Genomic DNA, 16,741 nt, shown 5'->3' on the forward strand with positions numbered 1-16,741 from the left:
CGGCCCCGCACAGTTGTGACCTGTACTTCTATGCGGGGGTGCCCTGGTCGAGCTTGGAGAGGTCCACCGTCTCGTCGGCCGGCGGGGCCTTCACGTCGACCGGCTTGTCGTAGTCGGAGAGCACCACCGAGCCGGGCTCGTCTCCGCCCTTCTTGACCATCTTCAGGATGTACGGCTTGCCCTGTCGGGAGACGGAGACCGTGGCCGTCTCGCCGCCGGGCTTCTTCTTCACCAGGGTCGCGACGGGGGTCCCGTCGACCTTGCCGTCCGGCCCGCGGGTCAGCCCGCTGCGCTCCTCCTTGTTCTTGCCGATGTCGGAGAGGAGCGACTTCAGGTCGCAGACGCTGCCGAGGTCCTCGCTGCCCGTCTGCCCCGGGGCGATCTTCAGCCAGCGGCCCTTGATCAGTTCGAGGGTGACCGTGATCTGCGGCTCCGACATGCCCTGGGAGGCCATGGAGGCCCGCCAGAAGGCCTCGTCGCCCTTCATGTACGTGACGTGGTCGACCCGGCGCAGTTCGGCGGTGCCGCCCTTGATCTTGATCAGGCCGGTGCACTCGCCGCTGTCGTTGACGGCGAAGTCGATGCCGATCGGCTGTCCCCCGCCGGCGACCCGGCCGGTCATGCGCAGGGACGTCGCGGACTGGGTGGCGGTCACGCCCCGCTCGGCGATCTCGTCGGGGGTGAGGCCCTTGAACGGATCCGGGGTCGGGGAGGGGGAGGGGGAGGGGGCTGCGGCGGGCGGTCGGCCGCCGGTCGCCGCCCAGGCCGCCGCCGGCGCGGGACCCGCGACGACGGCGACCACGCAGACGACGGCCGCGGCGCGGAGCTTTCGGTGGGGCTGGGACGTCATGCGAGCCTCCTCGCTGATTCCCCCGGGCCGTCCCACCAGGGTCGCCCTGCGCGCGCCCGCCCGCTACTTCTGCGCCCCGGGTTCGGGCCGGTGGGTCAGGAGGCGGCCTTCATCAGCTCTTCCATGTCCACGGTCTGGTCGGCCGGCGGGGCCGTGACGGTGACCGGCTTGTCGAAGTCGCTCAGATCGGCGGTGCCGGGGTCCTCGCCACCGGTCTTCACGACACGGAGGAGGTAGGGCTTGGCGGAGTCCTTGGCCACGTAGAAGGTCGTGGTCCGGCCCTTGTCCTTCTTGGTGAGCACGGCGGCGGACTTGCCGTCGACGTCGGCGTCTGCCTCGCGGGTCATGCCCTTGCGCGGCGTCTCCTCGTCCATGTCCTTGACGATCTGCTTCAGGTCGCAGAACGCGTCGGGGCCGCTCGCCTCCGCGCCCTTCTCGCTCGGCATCTTCATCCAGCGGCCCTTGAGCAGCTCGGACATGGCGCCGGACTCGTCCGAGGAGGCGCCTTCCTCACCGCCGGTGGACTTCCAGAAGGCGTCGTCGCCCTTCATGTAGCTGGTGCCGCCGGTGCCGATCATCTCGGCGCTGCCGCCCGTGGGGGTCTTCATCGAGCCCTTGCAGTTGCCCTTGCTGTCGACGGAGATGTCGACGGTCATCTCCTCGCCGTCGGTCTTGCCCTTGCCGTGCATGCGGAAGGCGGTGGCCGCCTTGGTGGCCTCGACCGACTTGTCGGCGATGGCGTCGGCGGTGAGGCCCGCGAAGGGGTCGGCGGCCTTGTCCTCGCCCGTGGAACAGCCCGTGACACCCGCGACCACGGCCGCGCAGACCGTCGCCGCCGCCCAGAGCTTCCTGTTGGCCCTCATGCGTGCACTCCTCACAGCCGTCTCGCGCGGCGGTTCTCACAGCTCGTCTTGACGACGCCTTTACTCGGGCGTTGCGAAGACATGGACCTGCGAGGCGGCAGCAAGGATGTACGGGAAGGAACGTGACGCTCCGCACACGGCACCCGGAGGACGTCAGTCGACGACCTGGCGGCCCTCCGGCTGGGCGCTGCACGAGGCCCGGAAGGCGCAGGTCGTGCAGTGCTGGCCGGTGGTCGGGGTGAACCGCTCGTCGAGGACCCGGCCCGCCGCGTTGGCGAGCAGCTCGCCGACCCACTCCCCGGCCAGGGGCTCCTGCGCCTGGACCTTCGGCAGGGCGTCGCCGCCCTCCTTCTTCGGGGCGGCCTGCCGCAGCTGTACGAGTTCGGCGCCGCCCGGCTCCGGGCGTTCGCCGCCGAAGACCTCGTCGAGGGCGCCCTCCCGCACCGCGAGCTGGTAGACGGCGAGCTGCGGGTGGTGGGCGACCTCGTCCTTGGTGGGGGCAGACTTGCCGGTCTTGAAGTCGACGACGTACGCGCGCCCGTGCTCGTCGGTCTCGACGCGGTCCATGGAGCCCCGGATGCGGACCTCGTACTCCCCCGCCTCCAGGGTCACGTCGAAGCCGTGCTCGGATGCGGCGGGGGTACGGCCGCCGCGGTCCATGACGTGCCAGCTCAGGAAGCGTTCCAGCGCCACGCGCGCGTGCTGCTTCTCCTGCGCCGACTTCCAGGGCGCGTCGAAGGCGAGCGCGTCCCATACGGAGTCCAGCCGGGCCATCAGGACGTCGAGGTCGGCCGGGGTGCGCCCGGAGGCGACCTCGTCGGCGAGGACGTGGACGACGTTCCCGAAGCCCTGGGCGGCGGTGGCCGGGGCCGACGCCTTGACCTCACGGCCCAGGAACCACTGGAGCGAGCAGGTGGAGACCAGGTTCTCCAGCGCGCTCGGCGACAGCGCCACCGGCCGCTCGCGGTCGCGCAGCGGCGTCGCGCTGTGCGTCGGCTCGAACAGGCCCCACCAGCGGTCCGGGTGCGCGGCCGGGACCAGCGGCTGGCCGTCCTCGTCGGTCAGCGCGGCCAGCCGGGCGAGCCGGTCGGCGGCCGCCTCGCGGAGCTCCGGCGAGACCTCCGGGTCGACGGTGGTCGCGCGGAGCTCGGCGACCAGGGCGGAGACGGCGAGCGGGCGGCGCGGGCGGCCCGGGACGTCCTTCGGCTCGGCGCCGAGCTCGGTCAGGAAGCGGGACGGCTGGTCCCCGTCCTCGGCGGCGGCCTTCACCGCCGTGACGACGAGCCGGTCACGCGCGCGCGTGGCGGCGACGTAGAACAGCCGGCGCTCCTCGGCGAGGAGGGCGCCGGGGCTGAGGGGCTCGGCCAGGCCGTCGCGCCCGATGCGGTCGGCCTCCAGGAGGGAGCCCCGGCGGCGGAGGTCCGGCCAGAGGCCCTCCTGCACGCCCGCGACGACGACGAAGCTCCACTCCAGGCCCTTGGAACGGTGGGCCGTCATCAGGCGGACCGCGTCCGGGCGGGTGTGCCGGCGGGTGAGGGTGTCGGCGGCGATGTCCTGGGCGTCGAGCTCCTCCAGGAAGTTGAGGACGCCCCGGCCGCCGACGCGCTCCTCGGCGCGGGCGGCGGTCTCGAAGAGGGCGCAGACGGCGTCGAGGTCACGGTCGGCGTTGCGCCCGGCGGGGCCGCCGCGGAGGGCGGCGCGCTCCAGGCGGCCGGGCCAGGGGGTGCCCTGCCAGAGCACCCAGAGGGCCTCCTCGGCGGTGCCGCCGGCGTCGAGCAGCGCGCGGGTCTCCTGGAGGAGTTGGCCGAGGCGGTGGGCGCCCCTGCTGTACGCGGGGTCGTGGGCGACCAGGCGCTCCGGCTCCGCCAGTGCCCGGGCGAGCAGGACGTCGGAGGGGGGCGGGACCTTGTTGCCTGCGGCTCGCTCTTCGTCGCGCAGGGCGCGGCCGAGTCTCCGGAGGTCGGCGGGGTCCACGCCGGCGAGGGGGGAGGCGAGCAGTTCGAGCGCCGTCTCCACGAGGAGCCAGGTCGCCGCTTCGGTGCCGTCCCGGGGCTCGCCGTCGGGGGCGGGTGTGGCGCCGTCGTGGGGTGTGCCCACCCGTTCCGCCCCTGGGGAACGCCCGCCCACGACGGTCGCCACCGCCCTCAGCGCCAGAAGCAGCGGCGTCACCGCCGGTTCGTGGCGCAGAGGGGTGTCCGCCGCGTCCGTCTCCACCGGGACGCCCGCCGAGGTGAGGGCTCGGCGGAGGGAGGGGAGGGAGCCGGCGGCGCGGGTGAGGACGGCCATGTCCTGCCAGGGGACGCCGTCCTCCAGGTGCGCGCGCCGCAGCAGGTCGGCGATGTTCTCGGCCTCCGCCGAGGCCGTGGGGTACGTGTACGCCTCCGCCCGGCCCCCGCCCCGGGTCGGGGCGAGTTCGCGGTGGGCGCGGACCTTGTCGGCGGGGAGCCGGGGCATCGGCATCCGCTGGGCGAGCTGCCGGGTCGCCCCGAGGAGCTCCGCGCCCGAGCGGCGGGAGGTGCGCAGGACCTGGACGGTCGCGCCGCCGAAGGCGGACGGGAAGTCGAGGATGCCGTTCACGTCGGCGCCGCGGAAGGCGTAGATGGACTGGTCGGGGTCGCCGAAGGCGACGACCGTGGACCGGCCGCCGCCGGCGAGCGCGTGCAGGAGCCGGACCTGCGCGGGGTCGGTGTCCTGGTACTCGTCGACGTAGATCGCGTCGTACGCGGGCAGGCGGGAGTCCCGGGCGATCGGTACGGCCCGGTGGACGAGCTCGGCGTAGTCGAGGACGCCCTGGAGGTCGAGGACGTCGAGGTACTCGGCGAGGAAGCCGGCCGCCGCCTTCCAGTCCGGGCGGCCGACGCGGTCCGCGAAGCGGGCGAGCGCGTCCGGCCCGAGGCCCAGCTCGCGGGAGCGCGCGAGGACGGCCCGTACCTCGTCGGCGAAGCCGCGGGTGGTGAGGCAGGCGCGGAGTTCGTCGGGCCAGCGGACCCGGCCGAGGCCCGCCTTCTCCAGGTCGATCTGGCCGGCGAGCAGCTCGCGGACGGCGAGGTCCTGCTCGGGTCCGGAGAGCAGCCGGAGGGGTTCGGCGAAGAGCTCGGCGTCCTGGTGGGCTCGGATCAGGGCGTAGCAGTACGAGTGGAAGGTCGTCGCCTGCGGCGGGCGGCGGCCGCCGAGCCGGGCGGCCATGCGGTCGCGGAGTTCGACGGCGGCCTTGCGGCTGAAGGTGAGGACGAGGAGGCGCTCGGGGTCGGCGCCGTTCTCCATGCGGGCGGCGACCGCCTCGACCAGCGTGGTCGTCTTGCCGGTGCCGGGTCCGGCGAGGACGAGGAGAGGTCCGCCGGTGTGGTCAACCACGTGCCGCTGGACTGCGTCCAGCTGAGGGGGATCCAGCGGGGCCGGCGTGGTGCGCACCAGTCGGTACGCGCCCGGGGTCCGCTGCCGTCCCGGACCCGGGTACGGCTGTCCCTGGTGCGGCGGCGTACGCCGGGTGGTGGAGGAGGAGCTCACGTGGATCGCCGGTCCTGGTGGGTGTGGTGGTGCGGGTGAGGCGGCCGTATGCCGTGACCGCCGCCTCGGGAGACGCGAGCGAAGACGTTACGCGAAGCGCGCCGCCGACGAGCCGTACTCCGCGCCTCGTCCACCCTCACGGGCCCGTCCTGGCCGGGCCGACCGGGGCGGGACCCTCAGGTGTGAGTTCCGGCACCCTCGCCGGAGTCCGCGCCGCCGTCCCAGCGCGCCCGCCGCATGTCGATCCTCGGCACGTGTCCCTCGGCCGACGGGCCCGCCGCGCGCAGCGGGGTGCCCTCCTCGCGGTAGTGGCCGAGGGCGCGCAGCTCGTGCCCGGGCAGCAGCGTGCCGTCGGCGCGGACCACCCGCCACCACGGCGCCGCCCCGCCGTACAGGGCCATGACGCGGCCCACCTGGCGGGGTCCGCCCTCGCCGAGCCACTCGGCGACGTCCCCGTAGGTCATCACGCGGCCGGGCGGGATCGCGTCGGCGACGTCGAGCACCCGCTCCGCGTACTCGGGCAGTTCTCCGGTCTCCCCCACGGGCTCCTCCATGCTCATCCGCATCATCCTGCCTCACCCCACCGACATGGCCCTGATGCCTCCGCGCGGCAGCTCTTCGTGCCACCATCGTCCGGGCGGTGACTGGTGATACGAGATCAAGAGCGACAAGTACAAGAACAAGACGTACAAGAACGTGATCGACAAGACGCACAGGCAGAGACGGACATGGTGATGGGGCAGGACACGAAGCCTCCCGGCGGGGCTCAGCCCGACATGCCCGAGCGGGTCTCCGGTGACGAGCCGCTGCTCGCCGCCCGCGTCCACCGGCCCTCCGACCTGATGCGGCTCCTCGTCGGCCTGCTCGCCATCGGGCTCGTCATCGCCGTCGCCGCCTTCGCCCACGCCACGACCTCGGGTCTCGAGCAGGACATCAACAAGGGCGCGACCGGCACCCCGGACGTGTTCGTCAAGATCGCCGGTCTCGTCTCGTCCATCGCCGTCCTGCTCGTGCCGGTCGCCTTCGCCATCGAGCGGCTGATCAAACGGGACGGACTGCGGATCGCCGACGGCGTCCTCGCCGCCGTCCTGGCGCACGGCGTGACCCTCGCCACCGACCTCTGGGTCGCCCAGGCCGCGCCCGGCACGATCCAGGACGCGCTGACCCAGCCGCAGTCCGGCGGCGGGCTCACCGACCCGGTGCACAACTACCTCGCGCCGGTCATCGCGTACATGACCGCCGTCGGCATGGCCCGCAGACCGCGTTGGCGGGTGTCGCTCTGGGTGGTGCTGCTGCTCGACGCGTTCACGATGCTGGTGGCCGGCTACACCACCGCCCTCTCGATCATCCTGACCGTCCTGATCGGCTGGACCGTGGCGTACGGCACGCTGTACGCGGTCGGCTCGCCGAACGTCCGGCCCACCGGGCAGACCCTCCTCGCCGGCCTCCGCCGCGTCGGCTTCCGGCCGGTGACCGCGCTGCGCGCCGAGGGCGTGCCCGACTCCGCCGACAGCGGCGACCGGGGCCGCCGGTACATCGTCACCCTGGAGGACGGGCCGCCGCTCGACGTCACCGTCGTCGACCGCGAGCAGCAGGCGCACGGCTTCTTCTACCGCGCCTGGCGACGGATCTCGCTGCGGACGATCACCACCCGCCGCTCGATCGTCTCGCTGCGCCAGGCCCTGGAGCAGGAGGCGCTCCTCGCGTACGCGGCGATCGCCGCCGGGGCGAACGCACCGAAGCTGATCGCCACCTCGGAGCTCGGCCCGGACGCCGTGATGCTCGTGTACGAGCACATCGGCGGCCGCAGCCTGGACTCGCTCGACGACGCCGAGATCACCGACGAGCTGGCCCACAGCGCCTGGCGGCAGGTCCGGGCGCTGCAGTCGCGGCGGATCGCGCACCGCCGGCTCACCGGGGACGCGATCCTGGTGGATCGTTCCGGCAGGGTGATCCTCACCGATCTGCGGGGCGGCGAGATCGCGGCCGGCGACCTGATCCTGCGGATGGACATCGCCCAGCTGCTCACCACCCTCGGTCTGCGGGTGGGGGCGGAGCGGGCGGTCGCCGCGGCCGTCGAGGTGCTCGGCCCGGACAGCGTCGCCGACTGTCTGCCGCTGCTCCAGCCGATCGCCCTGAGCCGATCCACGCGCGCGACGCTGCGGAAACTGGCGCGGGAGCGGTCCGCGCGGGAGCGCGAGGCCGTGCTCGCGGCCTCGGAGGCGGCCAAGCACGAGCGGGAGCTCGCCAAGGCCGAGGCGGCGGCGGACAGGAAGGCCGTACGGGCGGAGACGAAGGCCGAGAAGAAGGCGGACAAGAAGGCCGAGAAGCGGGCCCTGGACACCGCCCTGGACGAGGCCCGCGAGGAGGACCTGCTCGCGCAGATCCGGCAGCAGGTGCTGCTGATCCGTCCGCAGGCCCCGGTGGAGCCGGTCCGTCTGGAGCGGATCAAGCCGCGGACCCTGGTCAGCATGATCGCGGGCGCGGTCGCCGCGTACTTCCTGCTCTCGCAGATCGCCCGTACGCCGCTGTCGACGGTCAGCGAGGCGGACTGGCGCTGGGTGTCGGCCGCCGTGCTGTTCTCGGCGCTCAGCTACGTGGCGGCGGCGATGGCCCTGCTCGGCTTCGTGCCCGAGCGGGTCGGGTTCTGGCGGACGGTGGCGGCGCAGGTCGCCGGCTCCTTCGTGAAGATCGTCGCCCCCGCGGCGGTCGGCGGCGTCGCGCTCAACACCCGCTTCCTCCAGCGCACGGGCGTACGCCCGGGGCTCGCGGTCGCGAGCGTCGGCGCCTCGCAGCTCTTCCAGCTCGGGGCGCACATCCTGCTGCTGCTCTCCTTCGGTTATCTGACGGGTACGGAGAAGTCGCGGTCGTTCACCCCGTCGAGGACGGTCATCGCCGGACTCCTGACGGTCGCGGTGCTCGTCCTGGTGGTGACGGCCATCCCGTTCATGCGCAAGTTCGTGTCGACGCGGCTGCGCTCGCTCTTCGCCGGTGTGGTGCCGCGCATGCTGGACGTGCTCCAGCGGCCCCTGAAGCTGGCGACGGGCATCGGCGGGATGCTGTTCCTGACCCTCGTGTTCGTCCTCTGTCTGGACGCCTCGATCCGGGCCTTCAGCCACGGGAACCAGACGATCAGTTACGCGACCGTGGCCGTCGTCTTCCTCGCGGGCAACGCGCTCGGTTCGGCGGCGCCCACCCCGGGCGGTGTCGGCGCGGTCGAGGGCGCGCTCACCGTCGGCCTGGTCACCGTCGGCGGCCTGCCGATCGAGGTCGCGACCCCGGCGGTGCTCCTGTACCGCCTGCTGACGCTGTGGCTCCCGGTGCTGCCGGGGTGGATCTGCTTCAACTGGCTGACCAAGCGGGAAGCCTTGTAGGGGATCCGGCGCGCCACCCACTTGGACCTCCGTCCCGCGCGGGGGCGGGGGCGGCGGACCACGATGGGCCTATGCCGAACTCCGCCGCCCAGCGTGCCGCCCTGTTCGCCGCCACCACCGTGCTGCTCGCCGCCGGCTGCTCGGACGGGGGCAGCGGTGCGGCGGAGCCGGTGACGCCGACCGGCTCCGGGCTCTCGGCGCTGACCTCGCAGAAGCTGTCCTGGGCGCCGTGTCCGGCGCCGTCCGCCGCCGAGGGCGGCGGGGCCGCGCCCTCCCCGCTGCCCGGGGGCACCGCCTGGGAGTGCTCCTTCCTCCAGGCGCCCCTCGACTGGTCGGCGCCGGAGGGCGAGACCATCGAACTGGCCCTCATCCGGGCCAAGGCCCGTGACGCCTCCCGGCGCATCGGCTCGCTCGTCTTCAACTTCGGCGGGCCCGGCGGCTCCGGCATCACCGGCCTGCCCGGTTTCGCGAAGGACTACGAGAGCCTGCGCAGCCGCTACGACCTGGTCTCCTTCGACCCGCGCGGGGTCGGCCGCAGCGATCCCGTCGAGTGCGCCACCGACAAGGAGCTCGACGCCTACTACGCCCTGGACTTCACGCCCGACGACACCGCCGAGGAGCGGACGCTGTCCGACGCGCAGAAGCGGTACGCGACGGGCTGCGAGCAGAGCTCGGGCGCGGCCCTGCCGCACGTCGGCACGGAGAACGCGGCCCGGGACATGGACCTGATGCGCCAGGTCCTAGGCGACGAGAAGCTGCACTACTTCGGCATCTCGTACGGCACGGAACTCGGCGGCGTCTACGCCCACATGTTCCCGAAGAACGTGGGCCGGGCCGTCTTCGACGCGGTCGTCGACCCGGAGGCGGGCGTCGAGGACGGCGCCCTCGGCCAGGCGAAGGGCTTCCAGCTCGCGCTGGACAACTTCGCCCAGGACTGCGTGGACCGCGGCGAGGAGTGCACCCTGCCCGGCACCAGTGTCGCCGAGATCGAGGCGGGGATCATGGACCTCCTCGCGTCCCTCGACAAGAAGCCGATCCCCGGGATCGGCGACCGGCAGCTGACGCAGACGCAGGCCACCAACGGCATCGCGCAGGCCCTGTACTCGAAGGAGTTCTGGCCGTATCTGGAGCAGGGGCTCGACGCGGCCGACGGCGGCGACGGAGCGCTGCTGCTCTCCCTGTCCGACTCGATGAACGGACGCGGCGAGAACGGCTCCTACAGCAACATCCAGGCGGCGAACGCGGCCATCAACTGCGTGGACTTCAAGGAGCGCTACACGCTGGGACAGGCGAAGGAGCGGCTTCCCCAGTTCCGCGAGGCCTCCCCCGTCTTCGGCGACTTCATGGGCTGGGCGCTCGCGAGCTGCGCGAACTGGCCGGTGCCGGGACTGTGGGACCACCCGGACGTCTCGGCGCCCGGCTCGGCGCCGATCCTGGTCGTCGGGAACACCGGCGACCCGGCCACGCCGTACGCGGGCGCCCGGTCGATGGTGGACGCGCTCGGGAAGGGCGTCGGCGTGGAGCTGACGTACGAGGGCGAGGGCCACGGCGCGTACAACAGCGGCAGCGCGTGCGTGAAGAAGGCGGTGGACGCGTACCTGCTCGAGGGCAAGGTCCCGGCCTCGGGCACGGTCTGCAAGAAGTGACCGGTCCCGCGCATGCGGAAGGCCCCGGACCGCATCGACGGTCCGGGGCCTTCCGCATGTCCTAGTAGACCGGCTTCTCGGGCTCGATCTGGTTGACCCAGCCGATCACGCCGCCGCCGACGTGGACCGCGTCCGCGAAGCCCGCGGACTTGAGCACCGCGAGGACTTCCGCACTGCGGACACCCGTCTTGCAATGCAGGACGATCCGCTTGTCCTGCGGGAGGTCCTGGAGGGCGTTGCCCATCAGGAACTCGTTCTTCGGGATCAGGCGCGCGCCGGGGATCGAGACGATCTCGTACTCGTTCGGCTCGCGGACGTCGATGATGTCGATCTTCTCGTCCGCGTCGATCCACTCCTTGAGCTGCTTGGGAGTGATCGTGGAGCCGAGCGCCGCCTCCTGGGCCTCCTCGGACACGACGCCGCAGAAGGCCTCGTAGTCGATGAGCTCGGTGACGGTCGGGTTCTCGCCGCAGACCGCGCAGTTGGGGTCCTTGCGGACCTTGACCTGGCGGTACTGCATCTCCAGGGCGTCGTAGATCATCAGGCGGCCGACCAGCGGATCGCCCACGCCGGCCAGGACCTTGATGGCCTCGGTGACCTGGATGGAGCCGATGGACGCGCAGAGCACGCCCAGGACGCCGCCCTCGGCGCAGGACGGGACCATGCCCGGCGGCGGGGGCTCCGGGTAGAGGCAGCGGTAGCAGGGGCCGTACTCGGACCAGAAGACCGAGGCCTGGCCGTCGAAGCGGTAGATCGAGCCCCAGACGTACGGCTTGTTCAGCAGCACGCAGGCGTCGTTCACCAGGTAGCGGGTGGCGAAGTTGTCCGTGCCGTCGACGATCAGGTCGTACTGGCTGAAGATGTCCATCACGTTGTCGGCCTCGAGCCGCTCCTCGTGAAGGATCACGTTCACGTACGGGTTGATGCCGAGGACGGAGTCCTTCGCGGACTCGGCCTTGGAGCGGCCGATGTCGGCCTGGCTGTGGATGATCTGGCGCTGGAGGTTCGACTCGTCGACCTCGTCGAACTCCACGATGCCGAGCGTGCCCACGCCGGCGGCGGCCAGGTACATCAGGGCCGGGGAGCCGAGGCCGCCGGCGCCGACGCACAGCACCTTGGCGTTCTTCAGCCGCTTCTGCCCGTCCATCCCGACGTCCGGGATGATCAGGTGGCGGGAGTACCTGCGGACCTCGTCTACGGTGAGCTCGGCAGCCGGCTCGACCAGGGGTGGCAGCGACACGGGGACTCCGGTGGTCGGGATGTCAGTACGGTTGTTCTCCCCGTAACACTGCCACGCCCCTTCTCATTCCGAGACACCCGGTCCGATCCGCGAGACGATTTCGTCCCAGTAGCCGGGCAGCGTATGGAAATGGTCGCTTTGCCCCATGCGCGCGGGACGGTCCGTGAAGAAGATCGTCCCCGCCCCCTGCCAGCGGGCGATCCGCAGCGCCTCGTCCAGGTGGGTGCGCGGAACGCCGTGGACGAGGTGGACGAACTTGGCCTCCGTGTACTCGGCGGTCCACTCCGCCACCTGCGACCAGCGGTAGTCCACCCAGGAGCCGGAGAAGGTCACCAGCTGGTCGGCGGCCTCGGCGTACCCCGGGTGGGGGTGGGTGCCGTGGGCGAGGACGAGATGGGCCTCGCCGCCGAGCACGGCCTCCAGGGTCGCGGTGAGCCGCCGCGTCCCGGCCAGGTCGGCCCGGTCGGCGGGCGCGCGGTCCAGGTAGAAACCGCCGATCTTGTACCAGTCGAGGAAGCGGTGGGCGTCCGAGACGAGCTCCCCCAAGGGCCGGGCGCCGTACGCCAGGTCCAGGTGCCCGAGGACCTTGACCCCCGCGTTCCGCAGCTTCCCGGCCGCCTCAAGGCAGTGCGGGTCGGGCCGGCTCCCGGGGCCGTCCGCCACGTTGAGCACCGCCCAGTGCAGCGGGGTCCCGGGACGGGTCAGCTCGGCCCACTCGACCGGGGCGAGCAGCGGATGGGCGTAGCCGGGGACGCCGAAGCCGAGCGCCTGGAGGGCCCCGGTGGCCGTGGTCGTCGTCAGATGCGACACGCCGCCTCCATCCAGATGTCGGCGAGGGACTCCTCCAGGTTGATCCGGGGCCGCCAGCCGAGCCGGTCGCGGGCGGTGCGGACGTCGGCCTGCTGCCAGGGCCCGCAGCCGTCGGGGTACGGGTACGGGGCGGAGGCCAGCTGCTCGGCGATCGTCCCCTCGGTGCGGGGGGCGCCGATCATCGGGCGCTGCGGGATGCCGTGCGGGCCGTCCAGCTCGTGCAGGTTGCCCGCGTAGCCGGCGACCCGGGCGAGGACGGCGGCGGCGTCCCGGAGCTTGACCGCGCGGCCGGTGCCGATGTTGACGACGCCCTGCGCCGCGGAGAGCGAGGCCGCGTGGACGGCCCGCGCCACGTCCCGTACGTCGACGAAGTCCCGCTGCACGCCGAGGCCGCTGAGCTTGAGCTCGCCGTCCCCGGCCTGCATCGCGCGGCGCATCGCCTCGGCGAGGCGGCCGAGCGGGGAGCCGGCGGGCGTGCCGGGACCGACGGGCGAGAAGACCCGCAGGACGACGGCGTCGAGGCCCGAGCCGAGGACCAGCTCGGTCGCGGCGAGCTTCGACACGCCGTACGGGCCGCCGGGGCGCGGGATCGCGTCCTCGGCCGTGGAGGAGCCGGGCTGGCTCGGCCCGTACTCCGAGGCGCAGCCGACCTGGACGAGCCGGGCGCCGCAGCCGCTGCGGCGCAGGGCCTCGCAGACGGTGGCGACGGCGACGGTGTTGTGCCGGGTCAGCTCGCGGGCGCCGCCGCGGGTGGCTCCGGCGCAGTTGACGACGACGCCGGGGTGGACGGCGTCCAGGAAACGGGTGAGCGCGCCGGGGCTGCCGGAGGCGAGGTCGAAGCGCACGTCGGCGTCGTCGCCCCGGCCGAGCGCGGTGAGGTGGACGGCCGGGTCGGCGAGCAGCCGGTCGGCGACGAAACGTCCGATGAAGCCGTTGGCTCCGAGCAGTAGCACCCTCATCGTGCGGCCCCTACGTGCCGACCGGCCGGTCCTTGGGATTGAGGGGTCATGGTCTTCTGTCTCCTTGCGGGGTGATGAGAGAGGGGACGGGGCACGCCCGCGGCGTCGGCTCCGCGGGTGGGCGGGGTCTTCGTGGGGTCTTCGTGGGGGGGGGTCTTCACGGGGAGGTCTTCGTGGGGCTCTTCACGGCGTGGCGTGGGCGGAGGCCCGGGCGAGGGAGCCGGTCGCGTGGGCCAGGAGGCCGAGCGCGGCGGCGCCGCAGACGAGGGTGGGTACGGCCCCGGGGCCCCAGGCCCCGACGAGGGCGCGCACCGGGACGGCGAGCGCGTCGAAGCCGGGGACGGGGACTCGGGCGGCGAGGACGCTCGCGAGGGCGAGGGCCTCGCCGGCACTGGCGGCACCCAGGGCCGCGGAGGCCGTCTCGGGGTGGCCGTGGACGGTGAGGAGCCGGGCGAGCAGCAGGAGCGCCCCGAGCGCGAGGGCCCCGGGACCGGAGCCGGTGAGGGCGAGCAGGCCGGCGAGGGCGAGGAGCTGGAGGGTCACGGTGCCGAGCAGCAGCGGCCGGATGGTGGCGGCGAAGTCGGCGAGGCCACGGCTGTCGGCGATACGGCGGCGGGCCCGGCTCGCGAAGAGGTGGGCGCCCCAGGCGGCGGGCGCGACGGCGAGGGCGAGGCCCAGGAGGGGCGCGGGGGCGAGCTCCCAGAACCCGTCCGGGCCGCCGCTCAGGACCTGCTCCAGGAGTCCGTCGCCGCCGACCGCGTACGCCAGGAGCCAGAGGGTCCAGAGCCGGGCGGCGGGCACGGCCGCTCCGTCGGGGGCGCGGAAGGGGCCCTGTCGGACGGCGAGCAGCAGCGCCCCGCCGAGGGCGAGGGCCCCGGCGGCGCCGACGGCGGTCCGTACGGGTCCGTAGCTGAAGGTCAGTCCGAGCCCGGCCAGCCCGGCGACCCCGCCGGGGGCGAGCACGGCGAGCGCCCAGGGCGCACGGGCCCGCTCCGGCTCAGCGGCGGACGCGGGCTTCTCCTGTCCGCGCGGCACGCGCGCGTACAGCTCCTCGGCGAGCGAGAACACGTCCCGGTGCCGGAAGCGCGCGGCGGTCCGGTCGGTGAACCCCTGCGCTTCGAGTCCGGCGGCGATCTCCAACGGGTCGACGGCCCGCTCGCAGAGCTCCCGGTGCCGGTGCATGAGCACTTTGACGGGGTCGGCGTGGCCGCGCCGGCTCCGGGGGCGGGCGGGGGCGGTGTCCGTGAGGACGGGTGCGGGCAGGTGCGCAGTGACGTCCGCGCGGGGGCCGGTGCGGTGCTCGGATTCGGCCGGGTGCGGCATGTCGGCCCGGTCCGGTGCCTGGAGAGGGTCGTTCGGGTCGGCCGGCCCCGTCACGGCGGCGTGGTCCGAAGCCGGGTGCGGGTCCGGGTACTCCTGGTCCGCCGGATCCGGGTCCGGGACCTCCGGCGTGGTCCAGGCCGCCCCCGGGGTCGGGGCTATCCCGGAGGGTGCGGCGTCGACGGGGTCCTCGGGGGCGGGGGCGCGCAGGTCGAGGGTGCCGGCCGCCGTGAGGGCGGGGGTGCCGAGGAGTGCTTCGGAGCGGGCGTCCCAGGCTCCGGGGCTCGTCGGGGCGGCGGAGCCGCGCATGGGGGTGTCTCCTTCAGGCATCGGGGGCTCCTGTCCCGGCGGTCACGGCCTTGTTCGCCCAGCTGCCTGGCACATGGGCCTCGGCCGGGTGGGCGAAGGGGACGCCGTCCCCGGGGCGGTGGCGGACCGGCGCGTGGGAGAGGAGTTCGAGGTAGATGCCGCGGAACGCGGCGAGGTTCTGTTCGACGGTGAAGAGTTCGAGCGCGCGGGCGCGGGCGGCGGCGCCGAGCCGGTGACGGCGCTCGGGGTCGCGGAGCAGCGCGAGGCACGCGTCGGCGAGCGCCCGGGGGTTGCGCGGGGGGACGACGAGGCCGGTGCCGCCGATGATCTCGACGACGGCGCCGACGTCCGTGGAGACGGTGGCCCGTGCGCAGAACATCGCTTCGACGAGGCTCGCGGGGAAGCCCTCGACGAGGCTGGACATGACGACGAGCGCACCGGAGGCGTAGGTGTCCTCGAGAGTGGGCGCCTCGGGACCGCCGAGCTCCTCGAAGGTGACGGGGTTCTCGCCGACGGCGTGCGCCCCGGTGGCCTCGTCGGGGAAGAGCTGGGCGGCGAGCCCCTTGCAGTACGTGAGGTGGCCGACGCCGCCGTCGCGGTCCGGCACGGCGACGATCCGCAGCCGGGCGTCGGGCTGTCGGGCCCGGATCTCCGCGAAGGCGTGGAGGAGTCCGATGAGGTCCTTGGCGGGTTCGACGCGGCCGACCCAGACGAGCGTGGCGGGGTCGCCGCTCTCCTCGTCCTCGCCGACCTCGGCGAAACGGTCGGCGGCCATGCCGGGATGGACGGTGCGGATACGGGCCCGGTCGGCGCCACACTTCTCCTGCCAGCGGCGGGCGTGGGCATTGCCGGGGGTGAGGAGGGCGGCCTGCCGGTAGATCTCGCCGGCGAGCCGGCCGTGGAGGGCGGCGAGCAGGGCGCGCAGGGGGGTGGAGCGGTCGGCGCCGGCCGTGGAGAGGTAGTGGGCGCGGAGCGGTACGCCGTACTCGGTCACGAGCAGCGGGGTGCCGAAGAAGCGTTTGGCCAGCAGCCCGGGGAGGGCCGTGGTGCCGCCGGCGGCGGCGTGGCAGAGGTCGGCGGCGGCGAGCGCGTCGTCCTCGTACCAGTCGAGGGAGAGCGGGCGCAGGGCGCGCTCCAGGTGCTCGGCGAAGGCGAGGTGGTCGGCGAGCCCTGCGGCGGCCGCGCCCCGGCGTGCGCCGGGCGCGCGGCAGGCCGCCTCCAGGGCGCGGACGGCGTCGTCGGAGCGGAGGGCCCCGGGCAGTCCGCCGCGCTCGCGGGCGAGTTCGGCGAGGGCGTAGAGCCCGTCGGCGAAGGAGGTCTCGCCGCCTTCGGGGTCCTCGGCGTTCTCGGCGCAGAGTCCGGTGACGAGCCGGTGGTAGGCCTCGGTGAAGCGGCGCCGGTCCTGGCGTCCGTAGGCCCGGCGGGAGGCGCGCGGCTCGCAGAGGCCGGTGCGCTCGTGCGTCGGCGCGTCGGGGCCGCCGAGGTCGGCGGTGCGGGCGACGCGGGCGTTCGGCGGCAGGGGCAGCGGGGTGCCGGCGCGGCCGAGGGCGTAGAGGTCGAAGGAGTGCTGTCCGAGCCCGCGTACCAGCCGGTCGCACCAGCGTCCGGACTCACCGGTGGCGTACGGGTAGCCACCGTCCGTAAGCATTCCGATCCGCACGCGTGCACCCCCGATCTCCCTTGACGGCGGCCACCGTCGTCCCGGTGACCCGCAGCGGGAAGAACGTAAGCGGAGACACCGGTGGTGGGGGGGGGGGGGGTGGGGGGGGCCCCCCCCCCCCCCGGGGGGTTGTAAAAAAAAGACCCAACAGGCGTGGGGAGGCGGGGAGCCGCCGCCCCCACAACCAAACGGGGGGGCCCGGC

Annotated in this window: 11 protein-coding genes; 2 read left to right on the forward strand and 9 right to left on the reverse strand. The window is 73.8% G+C overall.

Going from position 1 to position 16,741, the window contains the following annotated elements; genetic code table 11:
• Positions 1-28: 28 nt before the first annotated feature.
• The 4 genes from ACFYX3_RS01065 to ACFYX3_RS01080 all read right to left on the reverse strand — a co-directional run bounded on the left by ACFYX3_RS01065 (position 29) and on the right by ACFYX3_RS01080 (position 5,789).
• On the reverse strand, positions 29-850 hold the full coding sequence (locus tag ACFYX3_RS01065) for a hypothetical protein (RefSeq protein ID WP_389006904.1): 822 nt from the start codon (positions 848-850) through the stop codon (positions 29-31).
• A gap of 95 nt (positions 851-945) precedes the next feature.
• Positions 946-1,713, reverse strand: coding sequence for a hypothetical protein (locus ACFYX3_RS01070; RefSeq protein ID WP_389006907.1), 768 nt, complete (start codon positions 1,711-1,713; stop codon positions 946-948).
• A gap of 153 nt (positions 1,714-1,866) precedes the next feature.
• Entirely contained in the window at positions 1,867-5,220 is a 3,354-nt protein-coding gene (locus tag ACFYX3_RS01075) for an ATP-dependent helicase (RefSeq protein WP_389006909.1), read from the reverse strand.
• A gap of 176 nt (positions 5,221-5,396) precedes the next feature.
• Positions 5,397-5,789 carry an MGMT family protein gene (locus ACFYX3_RS01080; RefSeq protein WP_382660848.1) on the reverse strand — a complete coding sequence of 131 codons (393 nt, stop codon included), beginning with the start codon at positions 5,787-5,789 and terminating at the stop codon, positions 5,397-5,399.
• A 159-nt stretch (positions 5,790-5,948) separates the two neighbouring features.
• Between ACFYX3_RS01080 and ACFYX3_RS01085 the strand changes: the two genes are divergently transcribed.
• Positions 5,949-8,594, forward strand: coding sequence for a lysylphosphatidylglycerol synthase domain-containing protein (locus tag ACFYX3_RS01085; RefSeq protein WP_382660847.1), 2,646 nt, complete (start codon positions 5,949-5,951; stop codon positions 8,592-8,594).
• 71 nt (positions 8,595-8,665) lie between these two features.
• Positions 8,666-10,240: an alpha/beta hydrolase gene (locus ACFYX3_RS01090; RefSeq protein ID WP_382660846.1), complete on the forward strand. Its 1,575-nt coding sequence runs from the start codon at positions 8,666-8,668 to the stop codon at positions 10,238-10,240.
• A 61-nt stretch (positions 10,241-10,301) separates the two neighbouring features.
• Here the strand turns inward: ACFYX3_RS01090 and moeZ are convergent, their stop codons facing one another.
• The 5 genes from moeZ to ACFYX3_RS01115 all read right to left on the reverse strand — a co-directional run bounded on the left by moeZ (position 10,302) and on the right by ACFYX3_RS01115 (position 16,526).
• Positions 10,302-11,480 (reverse strand): adenylyltransferase/sulfurtransferase MoeZ, encoded by a 1,179-nt coding sequence (gene moeZ, locus ACFYX3_RS01095; protein ID WP_382660845.1) that lies wholly within the window; start codon positions 11,478-11,480, stop codon positions 10,302-10,304.
• 63 nt (positions 11,481-11,543) lie between these two features.
• On the reverse strand, positions 11,544-12,290 hold the full coding sequence (locus ACFYX3_RS01100) for a spherulation-specific family 4 protein (protein WP_389006913.1): 747 nt from the start codon (positions 12,288-12,290) through the stop codon (positions 11,544-11,546).
• Positions 12,278-13,249, reverse strand: coding sequence for an NAD(P)-dependent oxidoreductase (locus ACFYX3_RS01105; RefSeq protein ID WP_184931406.1), 972 nt, complete (start codon positions 13,247-13,249; stop codon positions 12,278-12,280). The genes ACFYX3_RS01100 and ACFYX3_RS01105 overlap by 13 nt, the downstream gene beginning before the upstream one ends.
• A gap of 183 nt (positions 13,250-13,432) precedes the next feature.
• A complete protein-coding gene (locus ACFYX3_RS01110) occupies positions 13,433-14,899 on the reverse strand; it encodes a hypothetical protein (RefSeq protein WP_389006916.1) in 1,467 nt (488 codons plus the stop codon).
• The gene (locus ACFYX3_RS01115; protein WP_389006918.1) at positions 14,892-16,526 is read right to left on the reverse strand and encodes a glycosyltransferase; all 1,635 of its coding nucleotides are present in this window, start codon (positions 16,524-16,526) and stop codon (positions 14,892-14,894) included. Before ACFYX3_RS01115 ends, ACFYX3_RS01110 begins: the two co-directional genes overlap by 8 nt.
• Positions 16,527-16,741 lie beyond the last annotated feature (215 nt).

This window comes from Streptomyces sp. NPDC002463, assembly GCF_042889835.1.
Classification (GTDB): Bacteria; Actinomycetota; Actinomycetes; order Streptomycetales; family Streptomycetaceae; genus Streptomyces; species Streptomyces nymphaeiformis.

What these genes read in the sequence shown, in the direction of transcription:
- ACFYX3_RS01080 (WP_382660848.1), bottom strand. Translation starts at nt 5,789, where the DNA reads ATGATGCGGATGAGCATGGAGGAGCCCGTGGGGGAGACCGGAGAACTG.
- ACFYX3_RS01105 (WP_184931406.1), bottom strand. Translation starts at nt 13,249, where the DNA reads ATGAGGGTGCTACTGCTCGGAGCCAACGGCTTCATCGGACGTTTCGTC.
- ACFYX3_RS01085 (WP_382660847.1), top strand. Translation starts at nt 5,949, where the DNA reads ATGGTGATGGGGCAGGACACGAAGCCTCCCGGCGGGGCTCAGCCCGAC.
- ACFYX3_RS01065 (WP_389006904.1), bottom strand. Translation starts at nt 850, where the DNA reads ATGACGTCCCAGCCCCACCGAAAGCTCCGCGCCGCGGCCGTCGTCTGC.
- ACFYX3_RS01110 (WP_389006916.1), bottom strand. Translation starts at nt 14,899, where the DNA reads ATGCCTGAAGGAGACACCCCCATGCGCGGCTCCGCCGCCCCGACGAGC.
- ACFYX3_RS01070 (WP_389006907.1), bottom strand. Translation starts at nt 1,713, where the DNA reads ATGAGGGCCAACAGGAAGCTCTGGGCGGCGGCGACGGTCTGCGCGGCC.
- ACFYX3_RS01090 (WP_382660846.1), top strand. Translation starts at nt 8,666, where the DNA reads ATGCCGAACTCCGCCGCCCAGCGTGCCGCCCTGTTCGCCGCCACCACC.
- ACFYX3_RS01115 (WP_389006918.1), bottom strand. Translation starts at nt 16,526, where the DNA reads ATGCTTACGGACGGTGGCTACCCGTACGCCACCGGTGAGTCCGGACGC.